The organism is Chryseomicrobium excrementi (assembly GCF_002798305.1).
Classification (GTDB): domain Bacteria; phylum Bacillota; class Bacilli; order Bacillales_A; family Planococcaceae; genus Chryseomicrobium; species Chryseomicrobium excrementi.
The window spans coordinates 554460-575904 of sequence record NZ_PCGR01000002.1 but is presented as its reverse complement, the minus strand read 5'-3'; the positions used below and the strand labels follow the sequence as shown (position 1 = coordinate 575904).

Here is a 21445-nt window from a genome sequence, read left to right as displayed (position 1 = left end):
TCCAATAGGAACGGCATGTTTTGATTAACTGAAGAAGCGACTCCATAAGATCTGGACAAGTAGCAAAACTGTTACGCCTCGCAAGATAGGTTTTACATACTTCGGATTTAGTTTCTCCGCAATTCGAACTCCAGTCTGCGCACCTGTCACGGACCCGAGCAAGAGCGCAAGTGTTAATGGCCAGATAATATCGCCCGAAACGATGTAAGTTGCAGCAGCACCAAAGCAGCTTGAAAACGTGGCAAGTCGCACGAATCCAATCGCACGTATATAAGAAATGTTGAGATAACTGAATAGATAGAGCATTAACGTGCCCTGTCCCGGACCAAACATGCCGTCATAGATACCGATGCTGTAAAGGCCAGCCACACTTTTTTTGGAGATTCGCAAAGGTTCTTGTCCTGTGAATCCTTGCTTTCCAATAAACGATGTCACAAATGCGAACAATAAGAGTACGCTGACTACAAGGTACATTTGCTCCTCAGGAATCGCCGAGGCAATTAAGCCACCCGTGATTCCTCCTGTCAAACTGACCGGAACGAGCCAAACGGACTCTTTCAAAGTGATGGTTTTCTTTTTGATCAAGTAGTAAAAGCTTGAAAACGAACTGACTGTGTTTGATACCTTATTCGCTCCGATAGCGGAATGAACCGGTACTCCAAGTAACAACATAGCAGGGAGGCTAATCAAGCCACCCCCTCCCGCAAGAGTTCCAAGTGTTGTTGCACAAACTCCTATGAGAAACATGATGATGTATTCCATCGGGCTCACCTCTTCTAACTCAACTATACGCCTCTAAACTTGATAAATAAATTTAATACTTTTAATGTTTCCTCATAACAAAAACCTATCAGCATTTTAATAAGTAGAAACTTATGTTTTAGAAAGTTCTGATGATTGGTAAATAGAGTAGTGACGTTAAATCCCAAGCTGCTCAAGGCTCGCAAAAAATTACTATCTTTTCAGAACAATTTGTTTTTTGACATCAAAAAAAGGGATAGTTACACTGTAAAAGTCTAATTTTTTTCACAATTGAAAAGAGAAAGAAGGAAAGACCATGGTAACAAAACAAGACATCGTCAACTCAGTCCCTCAGAAAGGCTTTTTTGGCCAACCTAAAGGACTCCTATCCCTTTTCTTCACAGAGTTTTGGGAACGCTTTTCCTACTACGGAATGCGCGCTATCTTGCTGTACTACATGTACTACGAATTAAATAAAGGTGGACTCGGCTTAGATCAATCCACTGCGAATTCCATCATGGCCGTCTACGGCTCGCTAGTTTATATGTCCGGAATCATCGGTGGCTGGATTGCCGACCGCTTGCTCGGTACGACTCGCACGGTATTATATGGTGGCGTACTGATCATGCTCGGCCACATCGTCTTAGCCTTACCTGGCGGATTGACGACTCTGTTCGCTTCGATGGCTTTAATCGTCATTGGTACGGGATTATTGAAACCAAACATCTCAAGTATCGTTGGGGACCTATACGCAGAAAACGACAACCGTCGCGACTCAGGATTCAGTATCTTCTACATGGGGATCAACATGGGTGCCTTAATTGCGCCTTTAATTGTCGGAACAGTTGGACTTCAGTACAACTTCCACTTAGGATTTGGTATCGCTGCTGTCGGGATGGCTTTGGGACTTATCGTGTTCTGGGCAACGAAAAAGAAATATCTTGGACTAGCCGGTTCTTATGTACCGAACCCACTGACAAAAGAAGAGCGTAAAAAAATCTTCACGACAATCGGAATCGGAATTGTGGTCATCGCTGTTGCTGGCTACATCTTGATCACTGCTGGCATCATGACGATTGACGTGTTCACGATGATTGTCTCTATCTTAGGTATCGTAATTCCTACGATTTACTTTATCGTGATGTATCGCAGTAACAAGACAAACGCTGACGAAAAGTCTCGTGTGCTTGCGTACATTCCATTGTTTGTCGCTGCGATGATGTTCTGGGCCATCCAGGAGCAAGGTTCGATCATCTTAGCTCAATATGCGGATCAACGCACAAACTTAGCACTTGGTAGCATCGATATCTCACCAGCGTGGTTCCAATCACTGAACCCACTATTCATCATTGCATTCGCACCCGTGTTTGCTTGGATGTGGATCAAACTGGGTGACCGCCAACCATCGACTCCAGTGAAGTTTTCAATGGGTCTATTGTTTGCAGGTCTGTCATTCCTAGTCATGATAATCCCTGCTTACATGAGCGGAACAGAAAGCCTAGTAAGCCCTTGGTGGTTAGTACTTAGCTTCTTCCTAGTTGTACTTGGGGAATTGTTCTTATCTCCAGTCGGCTTATCTGCAACTACGAAACTCGCTCCAGCTGCCTTTGCTGCTCAGACGATGAGTCTATGGTTCTTGACGAATGCATCGGCGCAAGCGATCAATGCACAAGTCGTGAAATTGTACTCACCTGAAAATGAGATCATCTACTTTGGAGTCATCGGCGGAATCTCGATTGCCTTAGGATTCTTGTTGTTCTTTACTGCACCAAGCATTGAGAAGTTTATGCGTGGAGTGCGCTAAGCACTTTGCGATAAAGATTAAATGGCTCGATTCCAAATTGGAATCGAGTTTTTTTGAGTAATTAAAAACTGCCCCCACTAGTGTGAGGGCAGTAGCAGCTCTTTCTAACTTAATTTTATCACGAATCTAATAAAACTAATAGACTACACTTCCTCCAATTTCTGCACTATACTTACCATACTAAACTCAAAAGGAGTGTCTTTAATGACGGATTCTAAGCAACCACTGGATGCAGGCCCTTTCTTCCACGGCACGAAAGCAAAGTTGCAGATCGGGGAATTTCTAGAGCCGAATTTCAACTCCAACTATCAAGAGAAAACATCTAATTACATCTACTTCACGGCAACATTGGATGCTGCAAAATGGGGAGCAGAACTAGCTCGTTCTGATCAGCAAGAGCGTATTTATATTGTGGAACCTACTGGCGAATTTGAGAATGACCCGAATCTTACTGACAAACGATTTCCCGGTAACCCCACAAGGTCTTATCGGTCGACTGCTCCGCTCAAAATTGTAGCAGAGTTAGGTTCTTGGGAACGGCACTCAGATGAGCAGATTGAGAATATGTTAGCTGGTTTGAAAAAGTTAAGTGATGAGGGGAAGAATGTAATTTTGGATTAGAGAGATTCTTTGAAGTCCGCGGAACTCTCCTTCTAGTCCTAGGAAGGCTTTGTGAAGTCCGAGTAACACATCGTGAAGTCCGAGTAACACATCGTGAAGTCCGCGGAACAAAGCAGAAATGAGAAACGTCTCCTCAGACGCTTCCCACTCCCGAACTTTCTTTCGATTTTACACATACATCGATAAAATACTGCATCACCCGGTGATCATCCGTAAGCTCTGGGTGGAACGAGCAGCCGAGGAATCTTCCTTGGCGAGCTAATACAATTCGACCTTCATGAGTTGCTAAAACTTCGACTTCAGGGCCAACACTCACTATATGAGGCGCTCGAATGAAGACGGCTGGAAAATCTGCTCCCACTCCTTCAATCACAAGTGATACTTCAAAGCTATCTACCTGTCGACCAAAAGAATTGCGTTCCACTTCAATGTCCATGAGTCCTAGATGAGGTTCTTCGTAACCCACGATGGTGCCTGCCAGTAAAATCAATCCTGCACAAGTGCCAAACACCGGAAGACCGTCGAGTGCTTTCCTGCGAATCGGCTCTAACAACTCGTAGCGATCTAAAAGTCGACGCATCGTTGTACTCTCTCCTCCTGGTAACACTAGCCCGTCTAAGCCTTCAAGCTCTGCAACTGTTTTGACAGGTACTCCTTCGGCTCCGCTCGATTCAATGGCAAGTAAATGTTCACGAACCGCTCCTTGCAGCGCCAGTACTCCAATCCGTTTCATTACAACACCCGGTCCTGCATGCGTTCTGCTGCTTCGAGTCGAGAGATTTCAATCCCTTTCATCGGCACTCCTAAATCTTTTGAAATCTCAACAAGCAGTTTGTAGTCGCGGTGATGGGTCGTCGCTTCCACAATAGCACGCGCGAATTTTTCAGGATTATCGGACTTGAATATGCCGGATCCCACGAACACACCGTCTGCACCAAGCTCCATCATCAGCGCGGCATCTGCAGGTGTTGCAATTCCCCCTGCCGCAAAGTTGACTACTGGCAATCTGCCAAGATTTTTGATTTCAAGTAGCACATGGTATGGCGCACCCAGATTTTTCGCTTCCGTCATCAATTCGTCCTCACTCATGTGAATGACCTTACGCACTTGAGCATTCAATTTTCGCAAGTGACGAACAGCCTCTACGATATTTCCTGTTCCAGGCTCCCCTTTCGTGCGAAGCATGGATGCTCCTTCTCCGATTCGTCGTGCGGCTTCTCCAAGGTCTTTGTTTCCACAAACGAAAGGTACGGTGAACTGGTGCTTCAACAAATGGAATTCTTCGTCAGCTGGAGTCAGCACTTCGGACTCGTCGATATAGTCTACTCCCATCGCCTCTAGCATCCGAGCTTCCGTAATGTGCCCAATGCGAGCCTTTGCCATTACGGGAATCGTCACTGCAGCGAGCACTTCTTCCGTAATACGTGGGTCCGCCATGCGAGCTACCCCACCTGCTGCCCGGATATCGGATGGCACGCGCTCTAATGCCATAACGGCAACAGCTCCAGCCGCTTCTGCTATACGCGCTTGTTCTGCGTTGACGACGTCCATGATAACGCCACCTTTTTGCATTTCTGCCATTCCTCGTTTGACACGATCTGTTCCTGTAATCTGATTACTCATGATGTCAGCCTCCATTTCGTTTTCTACTTAGAAGTTTATCGAAATCTGGCATTATAAAAAGTATCAGTATTGAATTAAATTAGGTGGTCAGATTATTTAGTGACTTTGTTTAAGGACCTATTAATGCTATTTAAAGCCCCTGTGTTCTTAATTGAAGCCCTACTCACTCCTATTAGCGACTCTACCACTTCTCAACCTAAAATTTGTAAACTACCAACCACTGCGCTACACTGAAATGGAATAACTGATCCGTCCTCATTGTGAGCGCTGCAGCTATTCACTTATCCCCGAACCATTCAAATAGAAAGAAGGGATTTCATGTCATCCATCATTGAAGCACCTCCTGCTCTACAACAATCACACGAACTCCGCACCGTATTACTCGCCTACCGTTCGCAATTCGCTAAACAATCGGGCCGCCATCCTGCCAACGTGTTAACTATCAAACTCATTGATGCTATCAGTGAACAGCGTCCTAAAACCATCTTCGACTTGATTCGCATGAAAGGCATCGGCGTCGACCGAGCTGAACTGATTGGTGAGGACATCCTTACCATTCTCAGACAGTACGAAAGCTCTGGGTTTTCTGGAATTACAGTCGACTGGACTTTAACAACTTCTCCTCTTCCAGAAGAGCCCTTTGATTTGCAAACGGAACTTTTAGTCACAGCCCTTAAAGCCTATCGGTACGAGATGGCCAAACAAATCGAACGGCCAGCTTATCATGTCTTCACGAATCAAACGATGCGAGAGATTGCGAAACAGAAACCAACCACTTTAGATGAACTGCTGGAGATTAACGGCATTGGGCCCCGGAAGCTTGAGGATTTTGGGGAAGGAATTCTTGAGGTAGTAGAGAAGAGTATAAAAGTTGCAACAAAAACTTTATAAATCACTAAAGGAGCCGTCATCGCGACCGCTCCTCTTCTTTTTTCTGCTTCCCCTCATACCTCCAAGAATCCCGACACATATCCTCCAGAGACCGACTCACCTTACATCCTAGCTCTTTCTCTGCCTTACTGACATCCGCAACGCTCACCGAGCAATCGCCAGGACGTCGACCCACAATTTCGTAAGGGATCTCGACTTGATTGACTCGCTCAAAAGTCTGAATCAATTCAAGCACAGACGTCCCTTTCCCCGTCCCTAAGTTGTAAACATGAATTCCCAAATGAGGAAGTGTTTAAATGATTAAGCTGTCCTAACATCTTGTTATATTGTATAATTCTTTAGACATGGGTAATTAGAAATGCAATTACCTCACTTCCAACAAAAACAAATTTCAGTTGACTACAATCTGTCGAAATGAGGGGCTCGGATGGAATTTTTAACATATGACTACAATTGGAGTCTAGTCGTACTTTCTGTTCTGGTAGCTATTTTTGCCGCTTTGGTCGCTTTGGACCTTAGCCGACTGCTATCGATCACAACTCCAGTCGGAAGACAAAGACTCATCCTGACAGGGTCGATTTTGTTAGGTGTCGGAATCTGGTCGATGCATTTCATCGGCATGCTCGCTTTGAAACTTCCAATTGACGTCACTTACAATGTTTTCCTTGTAGTAATTTCTGTGCTTCCTGCTTTTTTGGCGGGCGGTATCACTCTATATTTAATCAGCTTGCCCGAAGCCCCAAGATGGCGGGTTCCTGTAAGTGCGCTCATCTTTTCTGTGGGCATCCTTGCCATGCATATGTTGGGCATGGAAGCCATGGAGATGCCCGCTTTTCTCAACTATACCTGGTGGATGCTTGCATTAGCTGCTGTCGTTGGTTACGTGACGACTTATATCGGTCTTTCACTGCTCGCGAACTCTGAGAGGATTTCAAAAAATCGTTACACGAAACTAGGCAGTGCGGTTTTTATGGGATTTGGAGTCGTGCTCATTCATTATCTAGGGATGGCAGCCGTAATGTTCGTTTTTGATCCTACGCATTCTCACGGTACAGGCGTTGTGGTGAATACCACTTATCTAGGTTACGGCGTATCTGTAGCTGCATTTTATCTACTAAGCATCATGTATAAAAGTGTCTCTATGGATCGGAAGTTGTTAGTTCAATCCATTGAATCTGAATTGAAATTCCAAGCTTTGATCGAATCGGCTCATGACGCCATCATTGTCATTGCTGCTGAGGGAAAAATCGTCCAGTGGAACAAGGGAGCCGAGCGCCTTTTTGGATATCCGAAAAAAGACATTGTTGGCGATTCTATTTTCAAAGTAGTGCCTAAAAAGACTCACGCCACCTATCAACTAAATGTTGCGGAATTTTTGCAAACAGACGACACGTCCAATTTTCAGAGAATGAAGGAAACGACTGGAATAGCTCAAGACGGTTCCGAATTCCCGATAGAAGTAAGTATCGGTTCCTGGAAGATTGCAGAAGAACAGTTTATCAGCTTTATCATTCGAGACATCACCGACCGCAAACAGCAAGAAGCGCAAATGAAAGATTTGATCTATCTCGACGATTTGACAGGACTACCTAACCGCCGCATGTACACACAGCGGCTTCAATCCATGCTGATCCGCGCTAAGGAGCGAAATAGACAGTTTGCCATCCTTTATTTAGATCTAGACAATTTCAAATCGGTGAATGATAGATATGGACATTTAGTAGGAGATAAACTGTTAGTAGAGGTCAGCAAACGCATCTACAAGAAACTTGGTTTCTCTGACACGCTCGCTCGAATCGGGGGCGATGAGTTCTTGTTCTTGCTTACGGACACGGATGAGCGCCAGACCACTGAGTTTGCGGAGTGGCTCATCAGCTGTTTCCATGCTCCTATTGTCATTGAAGGCGTGAAGCACGTCGTCTCTCCTTCTATTGGCATCAGTATGTACCCAGAGGCCGGAGAAGATGCCGAAACACTCGTTCGAAATGCAGACATAGCACTTTATTGGGTGAAGGAACATGGCAAGAAAGGGTTTCATTTTTACTCTCAAGGCGAGCAATTCGACAATTCTGCATTTACGGGACGCAGCGTTTTGCAGGAGTAATGGAGCATGATTGGGATTCGGGACAAGGTTTGGACGATTCGCGTCAACTACCATCTAAATATAAATACTAAAGAGACCTCTGCACACTCGCAGAGGTCTCTCTATTTTCTACTCTATTTCTTCTGCCCATAACTTTTAAACTTCTCCGCCATCAAATCCATCTCCGCGTCATCTAAAATCACAGGTTCCCCGACAGCCTTCGCTCGCCAGTAGATCTCGCAGCAAAACTCGATCTCTTCTGCAACAGCAAAAGCATTCGGTAGATCTTGAGCTCCTGCTAGCAATCCGTGATTCGCTAGAAGCACGGCACGCCGGTCTTTCATCCCTTCGAATGCTGTCTCAGCAAGCTCCGGAGTTCCAAATGTGGCGTAATCAGAGCAGCGCACATTCTTCCCTGCAAACGCTACTAAGTACGACACGGCTGGGAGGTCCCAGCGCAGGCTCGCCAAAGTATGCGCGTAAGGACTGTGCGTGTGGACGATGGCTTGCAGGTCATCGCGACGCTCGTAAAAAACAGCATGCATTGGCCATTCACTTGAAGGCTTATGTTTCCCGTCAATAATCGTACCTTGAAGGTCTGTCACCACGATGTCTTCCGCTGTCAGCTGGTCGTACTCGAGACCACTCGGACTGATAGCCATATACCCAGTCGCCGGGTCAAAGACGCTGATGTTGCCTCCTGTTCCTTTCGTCAGACCGCTCGGGATGAGCTTCTGAAGATAGGTGACGATCTGTTCGCGTTCTTGCTGCATCACCATAGTCTATCCCCTCACTTTCCTACCACATGTTGCGCGTCTTCCGCAAATAGCTTTTTCAAGTTCTCTTCAAATGGCGCATAGACGATCCCTTTCTCTGTAACGATGGCTGTGATGAGATCCGCTGGAGTCACGTCGAATGCCGGGTTGTAGACCTGGACGTCTTTCGGAGCGGACCATTGACCGAAGCGGTTCGTGACTTCTTCCGTGTCGCGTTCTTCGATTGGAATCTCCGCCCCTGTAGGCGTTGCGAGATCAATAGTTGGCGTCGGTGCCGCCACATAGAACGGAATCCCGAAATGTTTCGCTAGAATTGCGACACCCATCGTACCGATCTTGTTCGCTGTGTCCCCGTTTGCTGCTACACGGTCACAACCTACAATTGCCGCCTGTACTTTTCCTTGAGACATGACCATAGCGGCCATGTTGTCTGTGATGAGCGTCACGTCAATACCTGCGCGTTGCAGTTCAAGCGCTGTAAGGGTCGAACCCTGCAAGCGAGGACGCGTTTCGTCCGCATACACTTTAAAGTTCCAGCCGCGCTCTTTCGCAAGATAGAATGGTGCCGTCGCCGTTCCATATTTCGCCGTCGCAAGTGCCCCAGCGTTGCAATGAGTCAAGAACCCTTGTCCGTCTTCAAGCAGCGTCAACAAGTTCTCTCCAATCATGCGGTTGATTTCTTCGTCTTCTTTGTGGATGAGCTGTGCTTCTTCTAAGAGCAATGCCTTCAACATTTCGATGTCTTTTGTGTCAGCATCCACTGCTTTCTGAACCAAGCGGTCAATCGCCCAGAACAAGTTTACAGCCGTCGGACGCGATCCCGCTAAGTAGTCGCGCTTCGCTTTCAAAAGTGACATAAAACTCTCATAGTCCCCTTCGTGACATCGAACGCCGAGATACAAACCGTACGCCGCAGCCACACCAATCGCTGGTGCCCCGCGCACTTTCATGACGACAATCGAGTCCCAGACGTCTTCAATCGTGTGGTTCTCCTCGTAGCGGATTTCATTTGGTAGCGTCGTCTGGTCGAGCAGGACGAGCGCGTCGTTTTTCCATTCAATCGAATTCAATGCTTCATTCATAGTTGGTGCTCCTTTACTTCATGTAATGCTTTTAAGTACGTATCGCCTGTTTGGTAGGCACTTGCATTTAGGATGAATTGGTTTGCAAGCGTCATGACGAGTCGTTCTGCACGCAGTCGTGCTTCGCCTTCTAAAATGGTGATGTCCTTCACTTTCGCAAGACCGACGATTCGGCGATTCATCTCAAGACCTGCCATGCCGGCCGTGTCTTTCAAGACGTCTTCTAAGTAGGTAGTAACAAATGCCTCGTTTTGAACTGCGAACGGTTCTATAGCGTGATTTTTCCAAGTCGCCACAAACTTTTCTTTAAATTGATCAACTACTTCCACGAGAGTCTTCTCAATCCAGTCGACAAACGAGTCATCTTGGCTAACAACCCCATTCGCCCAAGCGAAAATCAGGTTTGCCACAACATTCCCGACGTCATAGCCCATCGGTCCGTAAAATGCGAATTCTGGGTCAATCACTTTCGTCTCGCCTTCTTTGATGAAAATCGAGCCTGTATGCATATCGCCGTGAATCAAGCTCTCGCTTTTGGTGAGGAACGTATATTTTAACTTTGCAACGTGTCTATGTAGTTCTGTATTTTGATAAAGATGTTCTTCAACGAACGCTTCGTTCCCTGGAGTCACTTCATTGCGGTTGAAGTTGTTGTAATAAGGCTCCGTGAACACAAGGTCCTCAGAAATCTCGCACAGCTCCGGATTCACAAATCGCTTCAACTGCTCTTTCTTGTCTTTATGCGGCATGACGACATCACTCGTGCGTACGAGCGTCTCCGTCATAAAGGTCGTGATATGGTCAGCGAATTGTGGGAACATCTTATGCTCCACAAGCGCTTGACGCATGATCTGGAACTCCCCTAAATCCTCCATAGCGCAGCAGTTCATGACTTCATCGAAGAAGTAAATCGTAGGCACCAGGTCCGACACAAAGCTTCCTTGTAACGTAAGCGCTTCCGTTTCAATGCGATTGCGGTCCGGTGACAGCTTGAACTCATCCGAGATGCGAGCTGTGTCTCCCGCTTGCTTCAAGATGATCGACTGGCCAGTCCCTTCGTCTTTGATCCGGTACACATAATTCAAATTGCCGTCGCCAATCTCTTTCACTGACACGTGCGAAGCGGTGGCGAGCTCAGGCAATTTTTCTTTCACATAAGATAAAACGGTTTCTTCATTTAATAATTGGTAGGTTGAAAACATATGTAAGTCCCCCTTGTTTACATTCCCGTGGCGATGTCGCGTGCGACACTCAACCCTTTAAGTTTAGCAGATGGGATGTTTTGTGGACATAAGAAAAACGCCCTGGTGGGGGCGTTAAAGTACCATCAATTTGATAGAAAAATTAAGAGGACTGAACATACTCCATTTTATCTTCTAGATAAAATTCTTCTTTCACAACTTGCGGTTGATCTTCAAGTAATTGCAATAGTCACATTGCTGAACCATTCGGAACATTCGTACCAGCCTCCCACGCTTCTACGGTTTTCTTAGAAACACCTAACATTTGTGCAAATAGCAATTGGGTCAGTTCTACTTTTTTCCGAATTTCTTTACTATCTTCTGAAGTAAATTTTGGAATGGGTTTGATAGAAACTTTACGAGTTCTTACTTCTCTCTTTCCCTCCGTATGTTCGATAGCTTCATTTAAGCTTGTTTTTAATGACTCAAAAAGTGATTTATCCATTTTTATCCCTCCCATAACGCGTCTTCAGTTCCTCTACTAAAACCCTAAGCTGCGCTTTCTAACCAGCTACAAATTGTTTAATTCAACTAGGATTCTAGTAAATCTCTACATTAAGATAGAGAATATGCCCTCTGTTGGAGACATGGACATACTGATTTAATTTAAAAATGACATCGTTCACTACAGTTTCCTCGATTTCGCTAAAGTTACCCCTAGTATATCAAGGAACATCCGATGTGAATATATGGTTTTCGTGGGTAGATATGTCTAGTTTTGTCGTAGAGCTTCCAGTAATATGAGGAGGACAACTGATTAAAGGAGACCTCTACTATGCAAAAACAACTTCAGACTCACATCGAAGCGCTCGTTGGTCCAATCACGAAGTTGGAAATGCTAGCTGCTCAAGGTGCCACTTCGAAAGTTTATCGTTTTGAGACCGAGCAAGGAACTTTTGCGCTGAAAAGTTGCTTTAAAGAGCGCTATCGTCAGTGGCTCTCTGAAGAGGCTGAAGTGCTTGAAAAGCTTTCGAATGTCGACAAAGTTCCTGCACCAATGTTTTATGGATTTTTTGAATTCGAAGAGAGCAGTCATTTGATTACGTCTTTTGAAGCGGGAGTGACGTTGACAGCGGCTTTGGAGGCAGCGGTTTCTTTAGACGAAAAGAAACTTTTGGTAGCAAGCTTCGGGAAGTTTCTCCAGAGACTTCACGAGCTGTCCCCGCCCCCTTCCTTCGAAACGGAGAGTGACTGGTTGGATCGTCAGTTTCAGAAAGCCCAGCGTTACATCGAGCTTGGGCAGACGTCTGGGAGTCGGGAGCTGCTTTCGGAGTTAATGTTAACTCGTCCCGAGCCAGTTGCTCAGACGATGATTCACGGGGACTGCACGACAGACAATGTGCTAGTGCGGAACGGAGAAGTCGTGATGTTTATTGACGTAGCTGGTATGACCGTTGGCGATCCGCGGTATGATGTGGCGCTTGCGATTGGAGATTTTCATGAAGATTCCGAGCTACTCGAGGCATTTTATAGCGGCTATACGAGATTCCGGATTTCTGACGAGGAGCTTCGGTACTTTGAGCATGGGGTTTATGAGTTTTTCTGAGGTTTTGTGAAGGTCGAATGAGTTTTATGAGACGAATCGTGCCAAGGGTGGGGCGAGTTATGCCACTGGTGAAGTGAATCGTGCCAGCTCAGAGAGAATCGTTCCACGAGAAAAGAGAATCGTGCCACGAGCATGGAGTTTCATGCCACGGGCGAGGTGACCTGCAGCCCAATCTCGACACCCCTACCACACCCCAAGCATACCAAAAGGCGACCCCACGAGGTCGCCTTCCTATTTCCGGCCAACCGGAATGGATTCGGGACGATGCAAGTAGCCCATCTCCTTCAAGTCTTCATAGACGATCTCGGAGTAGACCTTGCGTCCCGTTTTATTCAAATGATCGCCGTCGATAAAGTACTCTCGACTACTCGCAAACCGTTCATCGTTCATATAATCGAGCAACGGCACGTCGAAGTCCAGTGCATCTAAATGTTGAAACACCAAACGCTCCATGTCGTCTTCGCTAAAGTAAGCAGCATACGATTCGTGTACTGGCTCGATCGTCAACACGACCGTATAGTCTCGCTCCTCGCAATACTCGATAATCTTTTTAAGATAACGCATGTTTTCAGAAATCGTATTCGCTTCGACAGCCGCCGCATACTCGGCTTCTACTCGCTTTGATTTTCGCTCCGCATAAGCATCCCCATTATCCACCCAAGGTTTGTGGTCATCCCAGCGAAACTCTTTAAACTTGCCAGCGACGGCAGATAAAAAGCTCGCCGTATTCGCACCAGGTAAATACAGGTAGCTGTAATAATCGAAGACGTTATACGGGTCGATGTCTTCTCGGTCGAGAATCTCGTAATAGTTGCCGATGAATTTTGTCTCGGTGCTGCCAAACGTGATTTGGGAGAGCGAGACGAGCACGACACCGTCGTCCTTCAAATGCTCACCGTATTCTTTCAGTAATTTGTAGTCATACTCAATTGTCTGAGCGGGTAACGCCAAGTCAAGATGCTCGAGCCCCGTCGACTTGAAATTGTAGCCATACATCGAGTGGGACGCGCCGACATTGATGATGTCGACTGGACGCGGATTGTTTTTAAAGTTGAGAATCGCGTGGTTGATGTTGTAATCGTGCGATACACTGACGAATTGGTTGACGGGCACAAATACGAGCCCCACCACAGCTGCGACAGCTAAAATCTTGATGATGAAACGTCCCATAACATACCCTTTCTTCGTACGACTAACCTAGAAGCCACCGTAGATAAATCCATTTTCTGAAACTCCGTACACCACAATCGACAACACGACAAAACTATAGAAGGCGAAGCGGCTGAACACCGGAAGCTGGGAGAGCCAGTTCCACGTGCAGCGATGCTTTCGCTCCATGTATTGAAACACTTGGAAGACAACAAAGAAAAATGCAAACAGTACAAAATCAATCAACGAAAACAACTGGAATGTCTCTAAAATGCCGACTGGGTTCCAAGAAGTAGGCGTTAGGAAAAGTCTTGCATTTTCAAATGCCTCTGCCACTGAATTCGAACGGAAGAACACGCGCGAGTAGCAGACCAACAAGAATGTGACCGCAATCTTCCACCACGTATGAATCGTCGGTCGTTTGGATATCCCCACAGTCGTAGCGATTTGCTCACGAACATGTTTTGTAGCGTCTCCAAACACACGATAGAATCCGTGAATCAGTCCCCACAACACGAATGTCCAGGCAGCTCCGTGCCAAATCCCACTCACCAAAAAGGTGATGATGATGGCGAAATAAATCTCGCCGCGCTTCTTCTTTCCTTTGCATAGCGGAATGAAGATATAATCGCGCAACCAGTTGGAAAGCGTGATGTGCCAACGATTCCAAAAGTCCGCAATCGATACAGCGAAGTGCGGCTGCTTGAAGTTCTCAGTCAGTTTGATGCCGAACAACCGAGCACAACCAATCGCAATGTCACTCACCGCTGAAAAGTCCGCAAACAATTGAATCGAAAACAGGATCGTTGCGACCACAATCTCAGAACCTGTCGCATTCGGACTGTCGTAAACACTCGAGACAATCGGTGCGAGCCGGTCGGCAATCAACGTCTTCTTAAAGATTCCCCACGCGATGCGCTTCATCCCGTAGGTGATGTTGTCGTAATCATATTTCTGCTCCACTTTGAACTGCGGAATCAACTTGCGAGCTCGTTCGATCGGACCTGCAACAAGCTGCGGGAAAAACGCAAAGTAAACGGAGAAATAGCCGTAGTGCCGCTCCGGTTTCTGCTTACCAAAATAAATGTCGGCGAGATAACTGACCGCTTGGAACGTGTAGAACGAAATGGCGAGCGGCAGTACTAGGTCTTGATACGGCACGTTGTAACTCAAACCTAAAAAGTCGGCTACGTTTCGCAACGACTCATTGACGAAATTGAAGTATTTGAACCAGCCCATGAAGAACAATAGCACCGAGATACCGGCAAACATCACGTACTTCTTTCGCTGCTTCGTCTGTTGCTTCTCAATAACAATTCCCGTCACGTACGTCACTGCGGTACTTGCAAGAAGTAGCGGCAGGAACTGGACGCTGAGAGAGGCGTAAAACAAATAGCCCGCAAGTAGCAGAAGTGCCCACCGGAAACGATGCGGTATGAAATAATATATAGTTACAATTCCTGCGACAAACAGCAGGAACTCAATGGATATAAAGGACATGCCATCACCTGTTCAAACTAAACTTACGGATTTCTATTAGCGCGGTAATTCCGAGTAAAGAATTTTGCCGTACGGATTTCGAGGAAACGCGTCGAGCTTTCGAACCGCGAAGCCTCTTAAGTTTAAGTTTTCTTTCATTAGTTTTTTTACTGCATCTTGATCGTCCTGCAGCGTATAGATGAATAACTTGTCATCTTCACCGGCACAGACCACCTCGTGACCGTGTTTATTTAGTAGCCCTTCCAGTTCATCAAGACTGATACGTGTGCCGAACATTTTGATCATACGCTTGAGTCGACCCGTAATGGTGAAATACCCGTCTTCATCAAAGTACGCGACGTCCCCAGTTCTCAAGCTGCCTTTGTTGTCATCGCCTTTTAAGAGATCTTCTAGCGACTCGGCATAACCTAAAGATACATTCGGACCATTGTAGAGCAGTTCGCCACTCACGTATGGTTCCGTAATGCGCTCGCCGTTCTCATCTTCAAGAAACAAGTCGCCACCTGGAATCGCGATTCCGATAGTCCCTGCTTTCTCCAAACTCTTGTTGCTTGGCACATAACTCATGCGAGCGGTCGCCTCAGTCTGTCCGTACATCGTGAAGAAGCGAATCCCTCTCTGGTCGCACAGCTCTGCGAACTTCTTCGTAAGCGCAGGTTGCAACTTCCCTCCTGCTTGCGTGAGCTGTTTCAGGCTCGGCAACTCCATCTTCTCGAACTTCATCCGGTCGAGCATCTCGTACACAAACGGCACTCCCGCAATCGATGTCACCTGCTGTTCTTTGCACAACTCCCAAAATTCTTTCTGAATGATAGAAGCTTCCGCCAACACAATGCCAGCCCCTCGAACGAGATGGCTATTGATGACCGAAAGGCCGTACGAATAGTTCATCGGCAGCGTGGTGATTGGTCGGTCGTCTGGTTGAATGTCGAGATACGTCGCAATGGAATCCGCATTACTAAATAGGTTGTCGTAACTCAAACGAACGAATTTTGGACTACCAGTTGTCCCTGAGGTTGTCAGCAGGAGCGCTAGGTCTTCATGTAAATCGTAGCGGAAAGGATTCGCTGCTTCGAAAAGAGTGTATTCACCGAAAACAAAGGAAGCATTCATCGTTTGGTTGAAACTCTCGTGGTCACTCTTCGCCCAGATATGTGACGGTTTATAGAGGTCGATGAGTTTTGTTAGGTGTTCCGGAGACATTTCTGCATCCAAAAGCACCGCCACTATTCCATTTCGAACGAAACCTACATAGCCAGCTACAGATTCTAAATTGTTTTTACACAAACAAAAAACGAGCGTTCGTCTGCCAACCGCCGCCGCAATCCGATCCGCACTCTTGATTAGTTCTGAGTACGAATACTTCCGGTCTGCATAGATGGCGGTTTGATCAGCAAATGGCTCGAGATTGGTAAAGCTACGCATTGTTGAAGTCGACTCCTAAGCGTTCCAGCAAATCAATTCCCGACTGGTACGAGTTGAACTCGGTGATGATGTCGTAGTCGATCTCGACATCGAATACATCCTCTATCTCCGCGATGAGCCCCATGTGACCAATTGAGTCCCATTCTTTCGTGACGTTTAGTTTTAGCTCTTCTAATACTGCATCTTGATCCAAATCGAGACCTTGGATTAATGCATTTCGGTATTTTTCTATATTGTTCATAGTTCGTTTCCTCTTATCTATAGTTGGATTGGCTTCGATAATGCTTGTAAATAAATTATAGTGATATAGATTGAATTCAAATTAATTGAGAACGATTATCATTTTCGAACTTGATTTTAGCATAGGGGCCGACGGATGGTCAATGGCTTGTGGAGAAATTTATGGCGGGTTTGAGTGAGAATTCGGTTTGATTTGGGGTTTATTAGAAAGTGGTTTGTGAAATTAGGGTTTGGAATTTTGGGTGGTGGATTAGATCGTGCGAGCATCGGGATGTATCGTGCCACTAGAGAACTGACTTGTGCCACCACCTGACCTATACGTGCCACCAGAGGGCTGACTTGTGCCACCTCCAATCAATAGCGACAACCTCGCTCCTCCTCCTAAAAAGACTTCAGCGACAAAAAAGAACCTTGCCGCGGCAAGGTTCTTCCTCTTTCTATTAACTTACAACAACCCCACCAACAGTTCATCCTCTTCCGCCAGCGCTTCAAACATTCCGTCGTGATCCTTAGCCAAAACGCTTCGAAGTAACTTGCGCGCTGCGTTCTTATTACCAAGTAGCACTTCGACTCGAGCTCGTTCGAAACGAGACGCGTCGTATTGATTGGAATCGGGCCCGAATGAATCAAGCAATGCAATTGCTGCATCGGTGTCTCCTAAATCGACGAAAGCAACAGCGCGCTCAATTCGGAAGTCCTCGTGCTCTAGGACAAGAGCCGGCATGCGGTCTGTGAATGCTTTTAAATGTGGTCCTGATTTTTCTTCATGCCAGAACTGGAGAGACTTCCAAATCATCGAGTAGAACTCAACATAATACGGATTCACTTCAAGTCCGCGCTCCAGCACTTCGATGGCGCCTTTGTAGTCTTCGTTACCTGCTAAGTACTCTGCCCAGATATCATAAAGCGGCAGGTCGTCCGGAGTATGTTCGATCAACCATTCGATGCGTTTCTCAAATGTTGCGATATCTTTCGGTTTCGCTTTATCTTTGATTTTCTCGCTGTATGCAAACGTCAGCATGCGCTCGACATCTAGGTTCTCACCATTCGCATAAGGCAGCAACACTGTCTCCGCTTCGTCCGGCAAGTTCATGTTCATGTGGAACTCCCCGATTTGAAGGGCCAAGGCGACGTTTTTAGGATCGCGCTTCAAGGCCGTGTCATAGAATGCGAAGGCGTACCCACTATAAAAGATCAGCTTGGCTTTTTGTTTTAATGCTGCGAGGCCGGTCTGATCCTCTTCCATAAAGGCCAGGATTTCCTCGCCAAGTTCCTTGGCTACGTGCTCAAGATGCTGATTCAACTGGGCTCTTGGGAACCTTCTCATGTAAGCCTCGAGGAACATCATTTTGTTGGATTGCTTCAACGCCTCCACGAAATGCTCCGCGTAGTCTGGATTTTCCGGATGTTTCTTCATCAAGCCTCGAATGTATTTTAGCGCTAGTTTTGCGCGACCTGTAACAAACAAGAACTGGATATATTCGAACTGAGAGGCATAGGCTCCTGGCTCGTTTCGAGCTTTCCCTAACAACACCTCCGCCGCTTCCACATCGTCTGCTGCATGTGCAATGGCCGCTTTCACGACATACCACCACTCCGGATTCACCTTATGTTTTAGCGAATCGATGAACTGAGACAACTCGTCGAGCTTGTTTTCTTCGAATGCAGCGATGACGATTGCATCGTGACGCAACAGCTGGTAGCTATAGTGGTAGCCGAAGTAGCCAACTTGCAACACCGCTTCGTAATCTTCGCGGACCATAAATAGCTGGATGAGATTCTGAAGCCCTTCCTCATGATGCGGCATCACAAGCAGCAAGCGCTTCAGTCGCGCCAGCAGCTCGTCGTCATTCTCCTCGGCAAAATCCACCATTTTAGCGAGTTGATTCAATGCGACGTGATTTCCTGCCTGTTCGTATAAAGCTTTGGCAACATCTCGAGTGCCCATCTGTTCATGGAGCTGCCCCTCGAGTCCGAGCAATTCCGGCGTCGTCTCGCGGGAACGGATCGCCACAAATGTATCAAGCGTCCGTGCGAATAGAGCCGGTTCGTTGGAGAAGTCGATGTAATGAATCGCAAGGTCTTCTAACTCATCGCCAGTTGCTTGCTCCATCAACTGTTCCAGTCGGCACATGACACGACGCTTGATCTCAAGATCACCAAGATTTTGATGGACATATTGCGCGATTTCAAAGAGACCTGAACGGTCTTCTTTGGCTAAACTAGCCTCCACCACTGCAACTGCTGCTGCCGTATCTTTCTGAAGAACCAGAATACGAGCGATCGACATCTGAATGTCCACATCATCAGATTGCAACTCGCTTGCTTTGCGGTACAAGTCGAGCGCCACTGCATAATTGCCTTGCTCGGTCTCGAGTTCAGCAAGCATCGTATAGAGCGGAACAGCTTTAGAAAGGTTCTCGATCCCTTCACGGAGCACGTTGCGACTGCGGTCCGTATCGTCTGAATAGAGCTCGGCCATACGCAGATACGCAAATGGTTCATTCTGGTCCATTTCGAGCGATTTTCGGTAGAGTGCCTCTGCTTCTTCGGTACGTTCTTGGAACTGGCGAGTACGAGCCATTTCATAGACCGCATAAGCATCTTTGTCATCTTCTTTAGCCATCGATTCAAAGCGTGTGTATGCCTCTTCGTAGGCCCCATTGTCGAAATAGACCAGTGCTTCCGTGACGCGAACGAACACATCTTTTGGCGCCATGCGCATAGCAACATCCGTCCAGCGGTACGCACGCATTCCAGAACCCAACTGCATATGGATCCGTGCCAGATAGCTATAGGCGATTGGTTGGTACGGACTGGATTCAATCGATTTGTGAAGGGCGTTCTCCGCGTAGCTCAACTCCCCAAGTCTCAAGTGACTGACGGCTTTCATAAAGAGCGCATTGGAGTTGTTCCCAAGACCTTTGAACTGCAGCATCTCCAGTGCTTTATCGAACTCATCTTTCCAGTAGTAGTAGTGGCCTTTCAGCAATTTGACGTCTACGTGTTCCGCTCCAAATCTTTCTTCTACTAATGCCAGCCACTTTTCTGAAATCTCATCTGGCACGTCGTTTGAGTGCGATAAGATCCCGATGACCGCAGCTGCCACGTCCGTTGGATGCTTTTCGAAATAGGTTACGACATGCGTGCATGTCGCTTCATCTTCTGCTGTATTGCTATGAAGTTCGGCAAGCGTCTCATGCTCCTCAAGGTCGATCCAGTCACGGATAAACGCTTTGTCTTTCGGGAAGAACACGAGGCTCAGATTGTCTCGCAGTTGATAGGCAGTTTTCAAACGGTCATAGCGCAAGTTGAACGGATGGACTTCATTTGGGTCTTGGATTTTTAGCGTCTTCAACCGGTCATCATAGCCGACGACGACCTGGACGTGTGCGTTCATCTCGACCAATGTGCTGAGCATGACCGGAACTCCGGCATCGAGAAGCTTCTTATAAAGCTCCACGGTTCCTTTGAAGAACAGGCTCTCGTATCCAATCGACTCCATATACTCACGCGCGTGATGTAGCTGTGTCCCTTGGTCTTCTTTCACGGCACGGGCGATGACTTCTTGCTCTTCGTTCTGACCAAACGCCTGCAGAATGACGGCTAGCGACGCAGGAACGCAGTAGTTCACTTTTTGTATTGGCTGCTTGAGATTGAGTAGTACACGTTTCCCCTCTGCGTCTGCAGTAACTTCTTTGTATGGATGCCCTTTGAAATAATCTGGGTACGTCTTCACGTGCGAAACGAGTTCTTCTAAGCGATCCAGCTTGTAGAGAATATGTGCCTCAATCGTGACAAAGGAATGTTTCAAATGATGATACGGATTATTGGCGTTAACTAGGCGAAGCTCTTCTAAAGCTTGCTCGAGCTGGCCAGCAAGATAAAGTGGTGACACGCGTTCAGCTCTCAGGACGAAAGAGTCCGGATTCTGTTCGACAAGAGCTGTTAAGTAGTCGAGCGATTTTTCCGGCTGGCCTTCTTGCAGATAAAGGTCCGCGAGCATTAAATCGAGACGGTGCTGCTTCTGCGCACGTTCTTCTTCTGCTAGCGATTCGATTAGAGCAATCGCTTCTTCGCGGTCGATTTTGTCCATCAAGTAGTGCGCTTTATAAAGGGGCGTCAGGCTATCGAGCTTCTCCAGTAAGCGGTGCTGCTCTTCCACTTCTTCGTAGCGCATGAGCGCCCCATAAATACGCGCAAGGATTTGCGTCGCCTGCACTTGAAGCTCGTGAGGGATTGGTCCGTCGAGACTTTCGACGAACACACGGTTCACGATCAGTTCTTCTGCTTTGAAGAAGCGGCCATAGTTCGCCTCGACTCCAGCTTGCCACAAAGTGGTCTGGAGCGAGTTGATTTTTTTGTGAGCTTGGCGTTTCAAGAAATCCGCGTACTGGGCCATATGGTTTTCATAGGCTTGTTGAATCAACTCGTTGAACTCGTCTTCTGTATGTAGTGTTCCGAGGAATTGTTTGAGTTGTGTTAGGGATTGCTTTTCCCATAGTCGTTCTACCGTCTGGATGAGGGCTGTTTCTACTGTCGATGTTGTCATTCGTGGTCTCCGTTCGTCTGTTTTAAGGTACTTCCCTCTATCATACGACGGACGGTTGTAAAATTATAGAGATTTTTCTAACAATTTGGGGTGGCTAGAGAGGTGTGGGTGGTGAATCGTGCCACCTCCACAGAATCGTGCCACAAGACTGGCGAATCGTGCCAACTTTTT

The 21445-nt window shown here is 46.9% G+C and carries 17 protein-coding genes; 5 read left to right on the top strand and 12 right to left on the bottom strand.

Features of this window, described 5'->3' with window-relative positions:
- Positions 1-24: 24 nt before the first annotated feature.
- The gene (locus CQS04_RS07420; protein WP_100353525.1) at positions 25-762 is read right to left on the bottom strand and encodes a sulfite exporter TauE/SafE family protein; all 738 of its coding nucleotides are present in this window, start codon (positions 760-762) and stop codon (positions 25-27) included.
- A 295-nt stretch (positions 763-1057) separates the two neighbouring features.
- Between CQS04_RS07420 and CQS04_RS07415 the strand changes: the two genes are divergently transcribed.
- Positions 1058-2545, top strand: coding sequence for a peptide MFS transporter (locus CQS04_RS07415; protein ID WP_100353524.1), 1488 nt, complete (start codon positions 1058-1060; stop codon positions 2543-2545).
- A 204-nt stretch (positions 2546-2749) separates the two neighbouring features.
- Positions 2750-3166 (top strand): NAD(+)--rifampin ADP-ribosyltransferase, encoded by a 417-nt coding sequence (gene arr, locus CQS04_RS07410; protein WP_100353523.1) that lies wholly within the window; start codon positions 2750-2752, stop codon positions 3164-3166.
- Positions 3167-3299: 133 nt separating this feature from the next.
- On the opposite strand, the gene pdxT is transcribed toward arr, so the two are convergent.
- Positions 3300-3899: a pyridoxal 5'-phosphate synthase glutaminase subunit PdxT gene (gene pdxT, locus CQS04_RS07405; protein WP_100353522.1), complete on the bottom strand. Its 600-nt coding sequence runs from the start codon at positions 3897-3899 to the stop codon at positions 3300-3302.
- On the bottom strand, positions 3899-4789 hold the full coding sequence (gene pdxS, locus CQS04_RS07400) for a pyridoxal 5'-phosphate synthase lyase subunit PdxS (RefSeq protein WP_100353521.1): 891 nt from the start codon (positions 4787-4789) through the stop codon (positions 3899-3901). Before pdxS ends, pdxT begins: the two co-directional genes overlap by 1 nt.
- Positions 4790-5107: 318 nt before the next feature.
- Between pdxS and CQS04_RS07395 the strand changes: the two genes are divergently transcribed.
- Both CQS04_RS07395 and CQS04_RS07385 read left to right on the top strand, forming a co-directional pair.
- On the top strand, positions 5108-5680 hold the full coding sequence (locus tag CQS04_RS07395) for an HRDC domain-containing protein (protein ID WP_100353520.1): 573 nt from the start codon (positions 5108-5110) through the stop codon (positions 5678-5680).
- Positions 5681-6107: 427 nt separating this feature from the next.
- On the top strand, positions 6108-7784 hold the full coding sequence (locus tag CQS04_RS07385) for a diguanylate cyclase domain-containing protein (RefSeq protein WP_100353518.1): 1677 nt from the start codon (positions 6108-6110) through the stop codon (positions 7782-7784).
- 113 nt (positions 7785-7897) lie between these two features.
- On the opposite strand, the gene CQS04_RS07380 is transcribed toward CQS04_RS07385, so the two are convergent.
- The 4 genes from CQS04_RS07380 to CQS04_RS07365 form a co-directional block, all read right to left on the bottom strand.
- Complete coding sequence (locus CQS04_RS07380) at positions 7898-8542, bottom strand: L-fuculose-phosphate aldolase (RefSeq protein ID WP_100353517.1); 645 nt, start codon at positions 8540-8542, stop codon at positions 7898-7900.
- An 11-nt stretch (positions 8543-8553) separates the two neighbouring features.
- Positions 8554-9621: an S-methyl-5-thioribose-1-phosphate isomerase gene (gene mtnA, locus CQS04_RS07375; RefSeq protein ID WP_100353516.1), complete on the bottom strand. Its 1068-nt coding sequence runs from the start codon at positions 9619-9621 to the stop codon at positions 8554-8556.
- On the bottom strand, positions 9618-10823 hold the full coding sequence (gene mtnK / locus CQS04_RS07370) for an S-methyl-5-thioribose kinase (RefSeq protein WP_100353515.1): 1206 nt from the start codon (positions 10821-10823) through the stop codon (positions 9618-9620). Before mtnK ends, mtnA begins: the two co-directional genes overlap by 4 nt.
- A 229-nt stretch (positions 10824-11052) precedes the next feature.
- Positions 11053-11307, bottom strand: coding sequence for a helix-turn-helix domain-containing protein (locus CQS04_RS07365; RefSeq protein ID WP_100353514.1), 255 nt, complete (start codon positions 11305-11307; stop codon positions 11053-11055).
- Positions 11308-11637: 330 nt separating this feature from the next.
- Here CQS04_RS07365 and CQS04_RS07360 point away from each other — a divergent pair, with 330 nt between their 5' ends.
- Positions 11638-12408, top strand: a complete 771-nt coding sequence (locus CQS04_RS07360) for a phosphotransferase (protein ID WP_100353513.1) — start codon at positions 11638-11640, stop codon at positions 12406-12408.
- Between the two features lie 231 nt (positions 12409-12639).
- Here the strand turns inward: CQS04_RS07360 and CQS04_RS07355 are convergent, their stop codons facing one another.
- The 5 genes from CQS04_RS07355 to CQS04_RS07335 all read right to left on the bottom strand — a co-directional run bounded on the left by CQS04_RS07355 (position 12640) and on the right by CQS04_RS07335 (position 21274).
- Entirely contained in the window at positions 12640-13578 is a 939-nt protein-coding gene (locus CQS04_RS07355) for a hypothetical protein (RefSeq protein ID WP_100353512.1), read from the bottom strand.
- 27 nt (positions 13579-13605) lie between these two features.
- Positions 13606-15057, bottom strand: a complete 1452-nt coding sequence (locus CQS04_RS07350) for an MBOAT family O-acyltransferase (protein WP_100353511.1) — start codon at positions 15055-15057, stop codon at positions 13606-13608.
- Between the two features lie 36 nt (positions 15058-15093).
- Positions 15094-16482, bottom strand: coding sequence for an AMP-binding protein (locus CQS04_RS07345; RefSeq protein ID WP_100353510.1), 1389 nt, complete (start codon positions 16480-16482; stop codon positions 15094-15096).
- On the bottom strand, positions 16475-16723 hold the full coding sequence (locus CQS04_RS07340; RefSeq protein WP_100353509.1) for an acyl carrier protein: 249 nt from the start codon (positions 16721-16723) through the stop codon (positions 16475-16477). The genes CQS04_RS07345 and CQS04_RS07340 overlap by 8 nt, the downstream gene beginning before the upstream one ends.
- Before the next feature lie 444 nt (positions 16724-17167).
- Positions 17168-21274 carry a tetratricopeptide repeat protein gene (locus CQS04_RS07335; protein WP_100353508.1) on the bottom strand — a complete coding sequence of 1369 codons (4107 nt, stop codon included), beginning with the start codon at positions 21272-21274 and terminating at the stop codon, positions 17168-17170.
- Between the last annotated feature and the right edge of the window lie 171 nt (positions 21275-21445).

Bases quoted from the DNA above. Each gene is read 5' to 3' on its own strand.
- CQS04_RS07350 (WP_100353511.1), bottom strand. From the start codon at position 15,057: ATGTCCTTTATATCCATTGAGTTCCTGCTGTTTGTCGCAGGAATTGTA.
- CQS04_RS07340 (WP_100353509.1), bottom strand. From the start codon at position 16,723: ATGAACAATATAGAAAAATACCGAAATGCATTAATCCAAGGTCTCGAT.
- CQS04_RS07355 (WP_100353512.1), bottom strand. From the start codon at position 13,578: ATGGGACGTTTCATCATCAAGATTTTAGCTGTCGCAGCTGTGGTGGGG.
- arr (WP_100353523.1), top strand. From the start codon at position 2,750: ATGACGGATTCTAAGCAACCACTGGATGCAGGCCCTTTCTTCCACGGC.
- CQS04_RS07345 (WP_100353510.1), bottom strand. From the start codon at position 16,482: ATGCGTAGCTTTACCAATCTCGAGCCATTTGCTGATCAAACCGCCATC.
- CQS04_RS07395 (WP_100353520.1), top strand. From the start codon at position 5,108: ATGTCATCCATCATTGAAGCACCTCCTGCTCTACAACAATCACACGAA.
- CQS04_RS07380 (WP_100353517.1), bottom strand. From the start codon at position 8,542: ATGGTGATGCAGCAAGAACGCGAACAGATCGTCACCTATCTTCAGAAG.
- CQS04_RS07420 (WP_100353525.1), bottom strand. From the start codon at position 762: ATGGAATACATCATCATGTTTCTCATAGGAGTTTGTGCAACAACACTT.
- pdxT (WP_100353522.1), bottom strand. From the start codon at position 3,899: ATGAAACGGATTGGAGTACTGGCGCTGCAAGGAGCGGTTCGTGAACAT.
- CQS04_RS07385 (WP_100353518.1), top strand. From the start codon at position 6,108: ATGGAATTTTTAACATATGACTACAATTGGAGTCTAGTCGTACTTTCT.
- mtnK (WP_100353515.1), bottom strand. From the start codon at position 10,823: ATGTTTTCAACCTACCAATTATTAAATGAAGAAACCGTTTTATCTTAT.
- CQS04_RS07415 (WP_100353524.1), top strand. From the start codon at position 1,058: ATGGTAACAAAACAAGACATCGTCAACTCAGTCCCTCAGAAAGGCTTT.
- CQS04_RS07360 (WP_100353513.1), top strand. From the start codon at position 11,638: ATGCAAAAACAACTTCAGACTCACATCGAAGCGCTCGTTGGTCCAATC.
- CQS04_RS07335 (WP_100353508.1), bottom strand. From the start codon at position 21,274: ATGACAACATCGACAGTAGAAACAGCCCTCATCCAGACGGTAGAACGA.
- CQS04_RS07365 (WP_100353514.1), bottom strand. From the start codon at position 11,307: ATGGATAAATCACTTTTTGAGTCATTAAAAACAAGCTTAAATGAAGCT.
- pdxS (WP_100353521.1), bottom strand. From the start codon at position 4,789: ATGAGTAATCAGATTACAGGAACAGATCGTGTCAAACGAGGAATGGCA.
- mtnA (WP_100353516.1), bottom strand. From the start codon at position 9,621: ATGAATGAAGCATTGAATTCGATTGAATGGAAAAACGACGCGCTCGTC.